The sequence below is a fragment of the Rhodococcus sp. PvR044 genome (genome assembly GCF_040548995.1).
Taxonomy (GTDB): Bacteria; Actinomycetota; Actinomycetes; order Mycobacteriales; family Mycobacteriaceae; genus Rhodococcus_G; species Rhodococcus_G oryzae.
This window is the reverse complement of record NZ_JBEPSX010000007.1, coordinates 275,774-289,483: the sequence shown is the minus strand read 5'-3', so window position 1 is coordinate 289,483 and position 13,710 is coordinate 275,774. Positions and strand designations below refer to the sequence as shown.

Genomic DNA, 13,710 nt, shown 5'->3' with positions numbered 1-13,710 from the left:
CCTACTGGGCGAACTGCTGCCAGCCCAGCCGGATGACCATCACCACGACCACCACCAACAGCACGATCCGAATGAAGCCCGCGCCCTTGGCAAGTGCCATTCTGGCGCCGAGCACCGCGCCGAGCACGTTGCAGGCTGCCATGGCGAGTCCCAGGGTCCACCACACGTTCCCGGTGGCCGCGAAGAAGATGAGGGCGCCGAGGTTGGAGCCGAGGTTGATCACCTTGGCCATCGCGGCGCTGCGCACGAACTCCGTTCCCAGCATCACCGCGAAGGTGACAATCAGGAAGGTGCCGGTGCCGGGGCCGAGGAGCCCGTCGTAGAACCCGATCACGCCGCCCGCGACCAGCACCGTCGTCCACACCCGCATCCGACTGGGCTGGTGATGGGCGAGCGTCGTGCCCAGTGTCGGTCGCATCGTGACGAACACCGCGATCGCGACCAGCAACACCATGACGATCGGGATGAACAGCGCCTTGTCGATCAGCGACACGGCGGCCGCCCCGAGTCCGGCGAACAGCGCGGCCAGCACGGCGGCCGGGATCATCAGCCGCCACTGCATGGCGACCTTCCGGCTGAAGGTGAACACAGCCGCGGCGGTGCCGTTGACGGCCGTCAGCTTGTTCGTCGCCAACGCCATCTGCGGGCTCAGCTGAGGCATCGTGATCAGGATCGCCGGGAGCAGGATCAGGCCACCCCCGCCGACCACCGCATCGACCCAGCCGGCCGCGGTGGCCGCCACCATCAACACACCCCAGTCGAACCATGCCATGGGTCAGACCCAATCACAGGACCGGCCGAGGCCCGCAACTCCTAGGCTGTGATCATGCGGAGGTTCAGCCTGTGGCTGCGGGGCAAGCCGTTCGTCGCCGACTCGATGCTCGCGACGATCCTGTTCGTGCTCGAAGGGTTGTCGGCACCGAACAGCCAGGCCCCGTGGCTGTTCCTGCTGCTCGGCCTGGCGTTGTGCACACCGATCGCCTTTCGGCGCCGCCATCCCGTGCTTGCCGCGGCAGCCCTCCTCGGTCTCTCGATCCTCACCACAGTCATCAGCAGCTGGATCGGCGACGAGGCGGTCGCGCATGTGGGCCAGCTCGGTTTGGCCGTGATGCTCTACACGCTCGTCGCCTACGTCGGCAGGAGGCCGGCGGCGCTCTATCTCGTCGGGCTCGCCGCCGACTCGGCACTGGCGATCCGGCTCCTGCACCAGGACTTCTGGACCACCGCGGCATTCGTCTCGCTGTTCTATGCGCTGTCCTGGATCACGGCGGAGTTCCTCGGTGCGCGACGGTTGTACGACGAGGAGGTCGCGGCGCGACTGGCCGTCGCCGAGTACGACCGCGACCGGCGGGCCGAGGAGGCGGTCGCGGGGGAGCGCACTCGCATCGCGCGCGAACTGCACGACGTGGTCGCACATGCGGTGAGCGTCATGGTGGTGCAGGCGGACGGCGCCTCGTATGCCGTGCGGCGCAACCCGGATGGCGCCGAGCGTGCGCTGGGCAACATCGCGAGCACCGGCAGGCAGGCGCTCGCCGAGCTGCGTCGCACGGTCGCGCTGCTGCGCACCGAACAGACCCCCGCCGAGATGCCGCAGCACGGGACGGCGGGAGTGGCGAAGGTCGTCGACATGATGCGTGACGCGGGCCTGCGCGTAGAGCTCGAGATGACGGGGGAGCTCGATGACATCAGGCCCGCGCTCAGCCTCGGCATCCACCGCGTCGTGCAGGAGTCGCTGACGAATGTGCTCCGGCACGCGGGCAGTTCACCGCGGGCACGGGTCCGGGTGCGCAGGCGCGACGAGGACGTGCTGGTGGAGATCACCGACAACGGCCGGGGGTCGAGCCAGTTCACACAGGGCTCGGGGAACGGGCTGGTGGGGATGCGGGAACGGGTGGCCGTCCTCCAGGGCAACCTCGAGACCGGCCGGGAGCCGGACGGGAGTTGGCGGGTTCGGGCGGAATTGCCTCTGCACCCGGAGGATTAGGCATTCACTCCGTGTCGACGGTCCGGTGAACTGGGGGTGGTCAAATCAAATACATGCGACTACGTTACTCATCGGTATCAAGAGACCTGGATCACTTCCATCATCAAGAGTGGGGTGGCCATGCCAGACGACCGAGGGGATCCGAATTGTCCGTGACAACGGGGACTAGACGTTTGCTACTCGCTGCGGGCGCGCTCGCTGCCGCGGTGGGATTCGCATCTCCCGCGGCGGCGGCCCCATCGCAGCCGCTCGAGTACGTGAACCTAGGCGACAGCTTCAGCGCCGGCTCCGGGGTGTCCCCGATGGCCCCGACTCAGATCTCACAGTGCTGGCAGTCCGAGCAGAACTTCTCCCACCTCATCGCACAGCAGCTCGGCTACACGCTCACCGACGTCAGTTGCGGCGGCGCGAAGACGGAGGACTTCTACGCGCCGCAGTACGCCGGGACCCGCGCCCAGTTCGATGCGCTGACACCGACGACCGAGCTGGTCACATTGATGATCGGCGGCAACAACAACAGCACCTTCGCGGGGGCGATGGCATCCTGCATCGGCGCCATGGTCTCCACTCCGGGCGCGCAGGCGCCGTGCCGGGCGCAGTACGGGACGAGCCTCGCCGACCCGATCGAGGCCAAGACGTATCCCGCATTGGTGAAGGCCCTCGGCGACATCCACGAAAGGTCCCCGCGCGCCCAGGTCATCATCGCCGGTTACCCGTGGCTGGTGCCCGCCACCGGTAGCTGCTTCCCGCAGCTACCCCTCGCCCCGGGCGACGTGCAGTACCTCCGCGAGCTCCAGGCCTCGCTCAACGACGCGGTGCGGCGCGCGGCGCAGGAGACGGACACCACCTTCGTGGACATGTCGCAGGTGTCAGACGGGCGCGACGGCTGCCAACCCGTCGGGCAGCGCTGGATCGAGCCGATGCTGAACGCGACGCAGCCGGTCCCTGTGCACCCGAACGCCGACGGCGAACGGGCGCTCGCCACCGAGATGATGAAGGCGATTGACGCTCGTTGACCTGGTGATCATCGCGCAGACCGGCTAGAGGTGACTGGCGGCGAACTGTGCGGCCTCGACGGTCGTCCCGTTCACGGGATACAACGCATGCAAGACGTTGGGGCGACCGAGAGGGGAACCATCGCAGATGTTGTCGCCGGGAGCGCACAGATCGATCGTCTTGGGACCGAACAGCGGCCCGATGACGATCGGCGGATTGCCCGCGTCGCGCATGAATCGATCCGAGGGCTTTCCGAAAAGGGCGACGGCGGCGACGTGGCCGGCCACATCCGGCGACAACGGCCCTGGCAGGGCCGGCTCAGCAGATGATCCGGCGAGATCTCCTGCTGCGGTGACAAACCCGGCAACGGCCGCGCCCTGTGAATAGCCCCCGACCACAATCCTCGTGTTGGGGCAGCTTGCCGCCATGTCCTGAATCCGAGAATGCATGTCCCACATCCCTTCGACGAAGGTGCGGAAGAACGCTTGCCGGTCGTCGAAATTGCTGCTGGCTGGGTAATTGACGGCGTACTCCCCGATCGATCGCGCACCCGCGAACAAGCGCAGCGATTCGATGAATGAGAGCCCCGTCGTGCCGACGCCGTCCTCTTGGCCGGTACCCCGGGCGAACACCACCTCGACATCAGGGCATGGCTGGGCCGACGCCGGCGGGGGTTCGAAGGATACGCAGAGCAGCACCGCAGACATCGCCATCGCGGCGCCGAGGAATCGAGCGATCGTGCGCGTCCCCATCGGCCAACACTACATTCGGGGACGCCACGTCGACATGCTTCCTCACGGCAGTCGGCAGCGGTTCGTACTGCGAACTTGTCGGACCCTGGCGGTAGATTCGAACATATGTTCCCTAGGCTCAAAGCCCGTCTTCGTGATCTGACATGTGGGTTTGCGTTGTGGACGGGTGTCCTCGACTAGCTGATGTGTTCACTGCGGAGTTGTCCGTGTGCGAGCGCGAGTTGGTGGCGCAGCTGCCTGTTCCCGGTTGCGAGTTCGGTGATCCGCACGCTCATCTAGCGATTCCAGTTCGTCGAACGTGGCTTCCGCTCGTTCACCGTGCGAGAGCGCTGCGTTGTCGGGCCGCATCGAACGGATCCACAAGACGGGCACTCAGATTTCGCGAGCCGTCCAGTTAGCAGGCCACGAAGCGCTGTGAACATCGTGGATTCTTCAAAGCACTGGACCGGTGCGGTGTCTTCTGCGCCGGGTGATCACATCGCCGTGCCCGAGGTCTCCGACATGCGCCGTTCGCGAGCGATCAGGAAGAGCGGAAACATCACGCTGATCGCGATCACGAACGACAGCACGACGTACACCCACACGTACTTAATACCCAGCCTGCGGGCCTCGACGACCATGAACACGACGGCCGCGAGCACAACGAGCCACAGGTCGTTGGTCAACGAACTGCTTGCGTAGTTCGCGTAGCTGTCGACGACGAATCCGCCAAGATCATTGCCGTCCGCGAGGTACGCGATGTTGTTCCACCACGTTGCGATCAGTGCTACGAATGCGATCACGCCGTAAAAGACACAGAGATTCCTGCGAGCAGGGGACATGCGCGAAGGTTAGCCCCCAACGCCGCTCGGCGTCCCCAATTCTTCGTGTCGCATTGGTCGGGACGATAGGCGCCTCGGGCGAGCGACAGTGCCCGGTCAACGTCGACGAGCGCCGGCCGCTGCGGGATGAACCGCCGGATTGCGAGGGTCAGATGGCCTGCCTTGTGGACACCCTCGACAACACTGCGGACTCGAGTATTGGAGTGTCCCAACGCATTCGACAGCTACATGGAGGACGCGATTGGCGCAGCCCAGGGGAACATGAGTGCGAACGATGGCATCGAGGTCTCGGAACAGGTGCACGGCTACCTGTCCGCATTGGCCACCGCCATCGGCGGGCTCACCGAATGCGATCTGACGGGGTTGCCGGACGGCGAACTGACGTCGGTCATGCAACGGGTCGAAAAGTCCCTTCGCCGGGCCGACGCGGTGGGGCACCGGCTGATTGTCGAAACGGCCGAACGTTCCCTACCCGGGAAGCTCGGCCACAAAACCTTCAACAAGCTGCTCATCGGGGTGCTTCGGATCTCCGCGGCTGATGCCTCCGCGAGGGTCACCGCAGCGAAAATCGCTCGGCGCCTGGCATGCACTGTCCGGCCAGCCACTACCCGTGGACCTGCCCGAAACCGCTACCGCGCAACGCGACGGAGACATCGGCGCCGACCACGCACGCGCGATACGCGAAGTCATCCGCAAGATCCCCCACACCGTCAGCAGTTCCGACGTCGCAGTCGCGGAGCAGATCCTCGCGGAACTGGCGCGCACGGCACCGCCCGAGGACGTCGAGAAAGCCGGGCACGAGTTGCTGGCGCACCTGAACCCCGACGGCAACCTCACCGACGACAAGGACCGCAAGCGTCTTCGCGGGATCCGCCTCGGCCGGCAGGACCAGAATTTGACGACACCGATCTCCGGGCACCTCGACCCCGAGACCCGCGCATTGCTCGACCCGATCCTCGCGAAATGGGCGCGACCGGGCATGAACAACCCCGACGACCCCGAATCACCCACCGGCGCCGCCGAACACCCCGGCGTCGACCGCGACAAGCTCGCGGCCGCCGCGGGCCGCGACACCCGCACCGCCGCGCAACGCAACCACGACGCAGTCAAGGAAGCACTGCGCGCCCTCCTCGGTTCCGGAGTCCTCGGCTCGCACCGCGGGTTGCCGGTGACGACGATCCTGACGATGACGATCGATCAACTCGAACAACAAACAGGTGTGGTCACCACCGCCTCCGGCGGGATCGTCCCCATCAAGGACGCCCTCAAGCTCGCCGAACGGTCACATCAGGTGCTGGTGCTCTTCGACCACAACGGCCGACCACTGCACCTCGGACGGAGCAAACGCCTCGCCACCGCCGACCAACGACTGGCTCTGATCGCCGCCGATCGCGGCTGCACCAGACCCGGCTGCGACGCCCCCGCCACCATGACCGCCGTCCACCACGTCCACGACTGGTCCAAGGGCGGCACCACCGACATCGGCGCGCTGACCCTCGGATGCGATGGCTGCCACGCCCTCATCCACGACGGACCCGGCGACTGGAAAACCCGCACCGCACCCAAAGACTCCGAATACGCCGGACGCACCGAATGGAGCCCACCACCACACATCGACCCCGAACAGAAACCCCGCGTCAACCACCGCCACCACCCGAAAGAGCTCCTCGACCGCGCCAGACGAAAAGCCAACGCCCACAAATATGCCGACACAGTGTCAAGGCGTGAGCAACCGCAGCGGCCGACGGGAAGCGACGGAATGGACGAGATCCCGTAGGGGGATAGGGTGGCGCCATGCCCATCACCGTGCTGCTCGTCGACGATCAAGAGCTGATGCGCATGGGCCTCAAGATGGTGCTCGAGGCACACGAGGACATCGTGGTGCTGGGGGAGGCGGGGGACGGGGCCGCCGCGGTCAACGCCACGCGGGACCTCGAACCCGACGTGGTGCTCATGGACGTGCGGATGCCGATCGTCGACGGCGTGGCGGCCACCACGCAGATCGTCGAATCCGGCTGCTCCAGCAAGGTATTGGTGATGACCACCTTTGACCTCGACGAGCACGCCCTAGGCGCGCTGCGCGCGGGGGCGAGCGGATTCCTGCTCAAGGACACCCCGCCCGAGGACCTGGTCTCGGCCATCAGGAGCGTCGCGGCTGGCGACGCGGTGGTCTCACCCAAGGTGACCCGGCGACTGCTGTCGCGGTTCATCGGCGACGACCCGGCCCCGACCCGGACACCCGAGATCCTCGACGACCTGACCGAACGCGAACTCGAGGTGCTCCGTCATCTGGCGACCGGGCTGTCGAACGCGGAAATCGCGCGGCAGCTCTATCTCTCCGAGGCCACCATCAAGACCCACGTGGGCAAGATCCTGACCAAGCTCGGCCTCCGCGACCGCGTGCAGGCGGTCGTGTTGGCCTACGAGACCGGGCTGGTCACGCCCGGCTCGTAGGCCGACCGGGCTAGGCGGTGAAGCTGCCCACCGTCGGTAGCGCGAAGCAGGTCTTGCCCGACTGATAGGTGACGTCGCCGTAGAGCGCAGCGAACACGGTCCCGGCGCCGGTTGCCACGGTCTTCGACATCGTCGGCACCCCGAGCAGGACGTCGTTGAGCGGCTCGATGCCGCCCTTGAAGGTGTCGGCATTGAACCAGACCACATTGAGTCCGGACTGCTTGGGGAAGTCGACGTGGGCGGGCAACGCCTGGAATCGCAACTGACCGCGCTCGATGAACGGCGGCAGGGGGAAGTTGGGACCGGCCTGCGCGGACGCGACGGTGACGGTCACCGGACTCTCGCCGACCCCGCAGCCGAGAGTCGGTGCGGGATACATGAAGTCCTGCGGCGCGGTCACGCCGAACTCGGGGAGACCGAGGGGACCGAGCGCCGCGGCGCCCAGAATGTTCTGGAGCACCGCCATCGCCTCGGGCGACTGCATGCCCGACTGCGTCAGGAGGGCTGCGGGCGCCGAGCCGGGCGGTTCCGCGGCCGCGGGGGACGCGCCCGCCTGCCCGGTGACCGCGAGGGCAAGGGCCGCGGCGGAGGCCCCGGCGACGGACATCGTGCGAAGGATCAAGGGGAGACGCATGTTGCTCCTCGGCTGGTGCGCGAACAGGGCGATCATGAACCCGACCGATGTGAACTGCATCACGCCCAATGTCTAAATGTCAACTAGAGGGTTTGGGTTGACCTCCACTGGAGGTGTGCATCCAGGTCAACTGGAGGGTTCTGGTTTACAGCGCAAACCCGGGAGAATTTCGGGGCCTCCGCACGTTGTTCGGGCAGAGGACCCGACAGGGGACCGAGGAAAGGCAGGCCGATGATCCCGGCGTTGTTCGTGCTCTACGTCGTCATCGAGGTGGCTGCGGTGATCTGGGTGGGCAGCACCATCGGTGTGCTGTGGACGATTGCCCTGTTCCTGCTCGGCTGGGCGATCGGCCTCGTCCTGGTCCGCTCGCAGGGCCGCAAGGTGATCGAGGGGTTCCGTCGTGCCGGCAGCGGCACCGGTTCCGCAGGCGGAGCCGTCGCCGACGGGGCGGTCGTCGCCGCGGGCACCGTTCTCCTGGTGATCCCGGGCCTCGTCACCACCGCGCTCGGGTTGCTCCTGCTGATCCCCCCGACCCGGCGGGTGCTCCGGCCGCTCGTGTTGATCCTCGGGGGTCGTCGACTCGGCATGATGACCGCGGCGGGCGGGGTCGGCGCCGAGGTGTACTCGCGAACCCGTCGCCGCACGGTGGTGGACGGCGTCATCGTCGAGGACACCATCGTGGAGGACGTCACATACGGGACCGAGACCGCCGGCTCGCCCGCGGGCACCGCCGAACCGCTCGCGATCGAGGGAGAGATCATCCTTCCGGATCCCGGTGACACGGCGGCGGGTCCACGGCGGGCAGACTGAACCCCCGTGGGTACCCAATTGTTGGTCGGCGGTCGCATCTACAGCCCCGCCGCACCTGATGCGACATCGATGGCCGTGACCGATGGCACCGTGGTGTGGGTCGGCGAGGACCGTCCCGGACGCGCGCTCCATCCCGACGCCGAGATCATCGAACTCGACGGGGCCTTCGTGACACCGGCCTTCGTGGACACCCACGTCCACGTGACGGCCCTCGGACTGATGTTGACCGGCCTCGACCTGACCGGCGCCCGATCCCGACGCGAGTGCCTCGACCTGGTGCGGCGCTATGCCGAGGAACAGGACGACGCGGTGATCTGGGGGCACGGCTGGGACGAGACCACCTGGACCGAGGAACCCGGCGCCCCGACGACCACCGAACTCGACGCCGCCGCACCGGGCCGGATGGTATACCTGGCCCGGATCGATGTCCATTCCGCTGCCGCCTCGTCGCTGCTACGGCGGGCGGGTGGCGTCGACGAGGCCGAGGCCCCGGTCACCGCCGAAGATCACCACCGGGTCCGCGCGGCCGCCAGGGAGCTGCTCACCGCGGCACAGCGCGCGCGGGCCAGGACCGCGGCGCTCGACAACGCCGCCGCCAACGGGATCGTCGCGGTCCACGAATGTGCAGGCCCCGACATCTCCGGTCGCGAGGACCTGCGTGAACTGCTCGCACACCCGCACGGGGTCGAGGTGCGCGCCTACTGGGGACAGCCCGTTCAGACCGCGGCGGAGGCGAAGGCACTCCTCGCCGAGACGGGGGCGGCAGGCCTCGGCGGTGACCTCTTCGTCGACGGCGCGATCGGATCCCGCACGGCCTGGTTGCACGAGCCGTACGCCGACCGCCCCCAGACGGGCAATGCCTACCTCGACGTCGACACGATCGCGGCGCACCTGCGGGCCTGCACCGAGGCGCGCATCCAGGCCGGCTTCCACGTCATCGGCGATGCCTCCGTCGCCGCCGTGGTCGAGGCGTTCGAGCGTGTGGCAGGCGAGCTCGGTGGGCCCGCGGTCGCGGCGTGTGGTCACCGTCTCGAGCACGTCGAGATGATCACGGCCGCGCAGGCGGCGACCCTCGGCGGCCTCGGCGTGGTCGCGAGCGTCCAGCCGGTCTTCGACGCACTCTGGGGCGGCGACCACGGTCTCTATGTCCAGGCCCTCGGGCGGGATCGCGCGGCGACCCTCAACCCGCTCGCCGCGATGGCGGCGGCTGGGGTGTCACTTGCCTTCGGATCCGACGCACCGGTCACCCCCGTCGACCCGTGGGCGATGCTCAGGGCCGCGGTCAACCACCGCACCGAGGGCAGCGGGGTCTCACCCCGCGCGGCCTTCTCCGCCGCCACCAGGGGAGCCTGGCGGGCCGGTGGTGTCCGCGACGGGCTCGCGGGCACGCTGGTCCCGGGTGCGCCTGCCTCGTACGCCGTCTGGGAGGCCGGTGAGCTGGTGGTCACCGCGGCCAAGGATTCGGTCCAGCGCTGGTCGACCGATCCGCGGTCCCGCGTGCCCGCGCTGCCGCACCTCGATCCCGAGTCCGCGAACCCGGTGTGCCTGCGAACCGTTCACCGCGGGGAGACCATCTATGAGCGTTGAGGTGACCGCCTCGACCCAGACCCGCTCTCGCAAGCCCCGATCGTCGACCATCCGCGACTGCGTCCTTGCGTTCGGATCCGGTGCGCTGCTGTTCGCGAGCTTCCCACCACGACCGTTGTGGTTCCTCGCCCCATTCGCCGTGGCCCTGCTCGTCCTGGTGCTGACGCGTTTCGGTGCGGGGGGCCGCGCCGGGACGGCCCAGGATCGGCCGCCACTGCGCCTACGAGGCGCATTCGGGTACGGATTCCTCGCCGGACTCGGATTCCTGCTGCCACTGCTGCCCTGGGTGGGGGAGTACGTGGGTCCGGCGCCCTGGCTCGCCCTCGCCTCCGCGGAGGCCGTGTTCTTCGGGCTGTTCGGCGTCCTCGCCGTCATCCTGGCCAGGCTGCCGCTGGCGCCGCTGTGGATCGCATGCGCGTGGACGTTGACGGAATGGCTGCGCTCGAGCGTCCCGTTCGGGGGCTTCCCGTGGGGACGGCTGGCGTTCGGACAGTCCGACGGCTGGCTGCTGTCGCTCGCCGCGATCGGCGGCGCCCCGCTGCTCGGGTTCGCGGTCGCGCTGACCGGCTCCGGGATCGCCGCGCTCGCGGTGGCGATCGCCCGCCGTCGCCCGACCCGGGACCTTCTCGCCGCCGGGGCGTTCGCCCTCGCCATGCCGGTCCTCGCCGCCGCGCTGTGGCCCGCCCTTCCCGATATGGAGTCGGTGGACGGCGCGGCGGGGGATCGGAAGGTCGTCGTGGCCGCAATCCAGGGCAGCGTGCCCCGGCTCGGGCTCGAGTTCAACGCCCAGCGCCGCGCGGTCCTCGACAATCACGTCCGGGAGACCCTCGCGCTGGCGGAGGACGTGCGGGCGGGCACGCAGCCGCAGCCCGACCTGGTGATCTGGCCGGAGAACGCCTCGGACATCGATCCGTTCCGCAACGCCGACGCGGCCGCCGCGATCGAGGCGGCCTCGCGTGCCGTCGACGCTCCGATCCTCGTCGGCGCCGTCCTGGTGAACGGCGACAGGACCACCACGAACTCGGTGATCGTCTGGGACGGCGACAACGGTCCACAGGACCGCCACGACAAGAAGATCATCCAGCCGTTCGGCGAGTACCTGCCCTACCGCGACTTCTTCCGCCACTTCTCCTCGTATGCCGACCAGGCGGGCAACTTCGTCCCCGGCAACGGCAACGGGGTCGTGACGGCCGCCGGGATCCCGGTCGGCGTTGCGACCTGCTACGAGGTGGCATTCGACCGAGCGCTCAGCCAGTCGGTCCGGGCCGGCGCCCAGTTGATCGCGGTGCCAACCAACAACGCGACCTTCGGGGATACCGAGATGACCTACCAGCAGCTCGCGATGTCGCGGGTGCGGGCGGTCGAACACGGTCGGGTCGTTGTGGTCGCGGCCACGTCGGGCGTCAGTGCGATCGTCGCCCCCGACGGGTCCGTACAGGAATCTTCGTCACTTTTCGTGCCCGCGACGCTTGTCGCGGAGGTTCCACTTCGGGCCTCCACTACGCTGGCTACTCGACTCGGCCCGATTCCGGAGATCGTTCTCTGTGTCGGCGCCACATTGGCCCTCGCCGTCGCACTCGTGCGGCGGCGTCGGTCGGCCGCACCGATCAACTGACGGCGGCGGACGCATCACGAAGGAAACCAGCCTCGGCTGGCAGGGAGGATCAAGATGGCAGCGGGTACGCCAGGCGGGGACACACCGAGCGCGCACACCTTGGTGATCATTCCGACGTACAACGAGCGGGAGAACATCGGGCTGATCATCGGCCGCCTGCACGCCGCTCTCCCGAACACACATGTGCTCGTGGCCGACGACGGCAGCCCGGACGGCACCGGCGACCTTGCGGACAAGCTGGCAGAGCAGGACACCGCAGGCCGGATCCACGTCATGCACCGGACCGAGAAGAACGGCCTCGGCGCGGCCTACATCGCCGGTTTCAAGTGGGGCCTCGAGCGCGACTACCGCGTCATCGTCGAGATGGACGCCGACGGCAGCCACGCCCCCGAGCAGCTGCACCGGCTGCTCGACAAGATCGACGCGGGCGCCGACGTGGTCGCCGGCTCGCGCTACGTGCCCGGCGGCTCCGTGGTGAACTGGCCGAAGCGACGCGAGTTCCTCTCCCGTGGCGGCAACATCTACTCCCGGCTGGCGCTGGGCGTGAAGATCAAGGACATCACCGGCGGCTTCCGCGCCTACCGGCGCGAGGTGCTCGTGGCACTCGACCTCGACTCCATCGAGTCGCACGGCTACTGCTTCCAGGTCGACCTGGCCTGGCGCGCGATCCAGCACGGCTTCACCATGGTGGAAGTGCCGATCACGTTCACCGAGCGCGAGTTCGGCGAGTCCAAGATGGACGGAAACATCGTGCAGGAAGCGTTGCTCAAGGTCACCGTCTGGGGCATGCGCAACCGGTGGCACAAGGCGAAGGCGCTGTTCGGTAAGTAGGCAAGGCGTTCGGATACGACAACGCCGCCCCCGGGGATCTCCCCGGGGGCGGCGTTGATTCGTTCAGGTGAAGCGGCGCCTGAGGCGCCGGCTCCGCTACGCTCCGCGTCGCGGTATCTCAGGCGCCGGCTCCGCTACGCTCCGCGTCGCGGTATCTCAGGCGCCGGCTCCGCTACGCTCCGCGTCGCTTGGTCTTCAGCAGGTCCAAACGCTCCTTGAGCAGCTCCTCGAGCTCCTCGACGGAACGACGCTCGAGCAGCATGTCCCAGTGGGTACGCGGGGGCTTGACCTTCTTGGCCTCCGGCGCGGTGCCCTCGAGGAGGCTGCCCTCCAGACCGTTCTTGCACAGCCAGGTGCCGGGGATCTCGGCATCGTCAGAGAAGGGGACATCGAACTCTTCGCCGTTGTCGCAGCGGTACCGGGCCATGCGGCGGGGCGCCAGGTCGTGGTCGCGATCGGTCTCATAGCTCACCGCTCCGAGTCGACTTCCTCGAAGTACGCGATCTGCCATGGTGGTGTCCTCTCCCTAGGTCGGCACGCGAGCGCACTGGATCGGCAGTACCTCACCGATCAGCAGGCATTCACTCATCTTCAACGCCACGGACGCTGGAATGGTTCCCGGGCGTCGCACAGACGCAACCGCACCATCTTACCGGTTTGTGAATGTCGAACAGCACAGCATCGTCGCCCGGCACGGCGTCGTCGGCAGGCACAGTAAGGTGACTGTCCGTGGCAGGCCCCTCTCGCAGACTTGATTCGTGCGTGTGGTGTGGGCGCGAGGTCGCCGACGTCGGCATCGGGAGACGCCGCCGCTACTGCCGCCAGTCCTGCCGACAGCGCGCATACGAACAGCGCAGCGCGGTCAAGGGCACGTCGATTCCCGCCGACGCCGTGGTCCTGACCGCAGACGAGGCGGCGGCGCTCGTGGATCGGATGTTCGAGGTCCGCTGCGCCGCGGAAGACGTCGAGACCGCCGTGGCGGAGGGCGCGGAGCAGTCCGAACTTGCGTCGATGTGCGCTCGGCTGGTCGAACTCGCGCGAGAGGCCGAGCGCTTCCGCTGATCCGGGCGAGGGGCCGCCGCGCGCGAACGTGCAGGCCATGTAACCAAAGGCCGAAACGGACGACAATAGCAGCCCACGGCCGATACTCTGTGTAACGCGGCCGACACAAATCTGGACATACAAAATAGTGCGCAACCTGCGCCGAATACACCTTCGAGTTTGTC

14 protein-coding genes are annotated in these 13,710 nt (G+C 67.9%); 9 read left to right on the top strand and 5 right to left on the bottom strand.

Annotated features, from left to right (window positions below):
* Position 1 precedes the first annotated feature (1 nt).
* The gene (locus tag ABIC28_RS18105) at positions 2-772 is read right to left on the bottom strand and encodes a TSUP family transporter (protein WP_097209725.1); all 771 of its coding nucleotides are present in this window, start codon (positions 770-772) and stop codon (positions 2-4) included.
* Positions 773-826: 54 nt separating this feature from the next.
* On the opposite strand from ABIC28_RS18105, the gene ABIC28_RS18100 reads away from it, so the two are divergent.
* Positions 827-1,984 carry a sensor histidine kinase gene (locus ABIC28_RS18100; RefSeq protein ID WP_097209956.1) on the top strand — a complete coding sequence of 386 codons (1,158 nt, stop codon included), beginning with the start codon at positions 827-829 and terminating at the stop codon, positions 1,982-1,984.
* Positions 1,985-2,136: 152 nt separating this feature from the next.
* Positions 2,137-3,000, top strand: coding sequence for an SGNH/GDSL hydrolase family protein (locus ABIC28_RS18095; RefSeq protein WP_257016949.1), 864 nt, complete (start codon positions 2,137-2,139; stop codon positions 2,998-3,000).
* 24 nt (positions 3,001-3,024) lie between these two features.
* On the opposite strand, the gene ABIC28_RS18090 is transcribed toward ABIC28_RS18095, so the two are convergent.
* Both ABIC28_RS18090 and ABIC28_RS18085 read right to left on the bottom strand, forming a co-directional pair.
* On the bottom strand, positions 3,025-3,732 hold the full coding sequence (locus ABIC28_RS18090) for a cutinase family protein (protein WP_097209723.1): 708 nt from the start codon (positions 3,730-3,732) through the stop codon (positions 3,025-3,027).
* Between the two features lie 473 nt (positions 3,733-4,205).
* Entirely contained in the window at positions 4,206-4,514 is a 309-nt protein-coding gene (locus ABIC28_RS18085) for a DUF2834 domain-containing protein (protein WP_257016948.1), read from the bottom strand.
* 649 nt (positions 4,515-5,163) lie between these two features.
* Between ABIC28_RS18085 and ABIC28_RS18080 the strand changes: the two genes are divergently transcribed.
* Both ABIC28_RS18080 and ABIC28_RS18075 read left to right on the top strand, forming a co-directional pair.
* Entirely contained in the window at positions 5,164-6,330 is a 1,167-nt protein-coding gene (locus ABIC28_RS18080; protein WP_257016947.1) for an HNH endonuclease signature motif containing protein, read from the top strand.
* A gap of 17 nt (positions 6,331-6,347) precedes the next feature.
* Positions 6,348-7,007, top strand: coding sequence for a response regulator (locus ABIC28_RS18075; protein WP_097209721.1), 660 nt, complete (start codon positions 6,348-6,350; stop codon positions 7,005-7,007).
* Between the two features lie 10 nt (positions 7,008-7,017).
* Here ABIC28_RS18075 and ABIC28_RS18070 read toward each other — a convergent pair whose 3' ends face one another.
* A complete protein-coding gene (locus ABIC28_RS18070; protein WP_257017002.1) occupies positions 7,018-7,701 on the bottom strand; it encodes a hypothetical protein in 684 nt (227 codons plus the stop codon).
* Between the two features lie 171 nt (positions 7,702-7,872).
* On the opposite strand from ABIC28_RS18070, the gene ABIC28_RS18065 reads away from it, so the two are divergent.
* The 4 genes from ABIC28_RS18065 to ABIC28_RS18050 are packed head-to-tail and all read left to right on the top strand — an operon-like array spanning position 7,873 to position 12,484.
* The gene (locus tag ABIC28_RS18065) at positions 7,873-8,451 is read left to right on the top strand and encodes an FxsA family protein (RefSeq protein ID WP_097209720.1); all 579 of its coding nucleotides are present in this window, start codon (positions 7,873-7,875) and stop codon (positions 8,449-8,451) included.
* A 6-nt stretch (positions 8,452-8,457) separates the two neighbouring features.
* Positions 8,458-10,038 carry an amidohydrolase gene (locus tag ABIC28_RS18060; protein WP_257016945.1) on the top strand — a complete coding sequence of 527 codons (1,581 nt, stop codon included), beginning with the start codon at positions 8,458-8,460 and terminating at the stop codon, positions 10,036-10,038.
* Complete coding sequence (gene lnt / locus ABIC28_RS18055; RefSeq protein ID WP_097209718.1) at positions 10,028-11,653, top strand: apolipoprotein N-acyltransferase; 1,626 nt, start codon at positions 10,028-10,030, stop codon at positions 11,651-11,653. Before ABIC28_RS18060 ends, lnt begins: the two co-directional genes overlap by 11 nt.
* Before the next feature lie 54 nt (positions 11,654-11,707).
* Positions 11,708-12,484 (top strand): polyprenol monophosphomannose synthase, encoded by a 777-nt coding sequence (locus tag ABIC28_RS18050; protein ID WP_097209717.1) that lies wholly within the window; start codon positions 11,708-11,710, stop codon positions 12,482-12,484.
* Between the two features lie 172 nt (positions 12,485-12,656).
* On the opposite strand, the gene ABIC28_RS18045 is transcribed toward ABIC28_RS18050, so the two are convergent.
* The gene (locus tag ABIC28_RS18045; RefSeq protein ID WP_027501343.1) at positions 12,657-12,995 is read right to left on the bottom strand and encodes an RNA polymerase-binding protein RbpA; all 339 of its coding nucleotides are present in this window, start codon (positions 12,993-12,995) and stop codon (positions 12,657-12,659) included.
* A 218-nt stretch (positions 12,996-13,213) separates the two neighbouring features.
* On the opposite strand from ABIC28_RS18045, the gene ABIC28_RS18040 reads away from it, so the two are divergent.
* The gene (locus tag ABIC28_RS18040; RefSeq protein WP_097209716.1) at positions 13,214-13,546 is read left to right on the top strand and encodes a hypothetical protein; all 333 of its coding nucleotides are present in this window, start codon (positions 13,214-13,216) and stop codon (positions 13,544-13,546) included.
* The last annotated feature ends 164 nt before the right edge of the window (positions 13,547-13,710 follow it).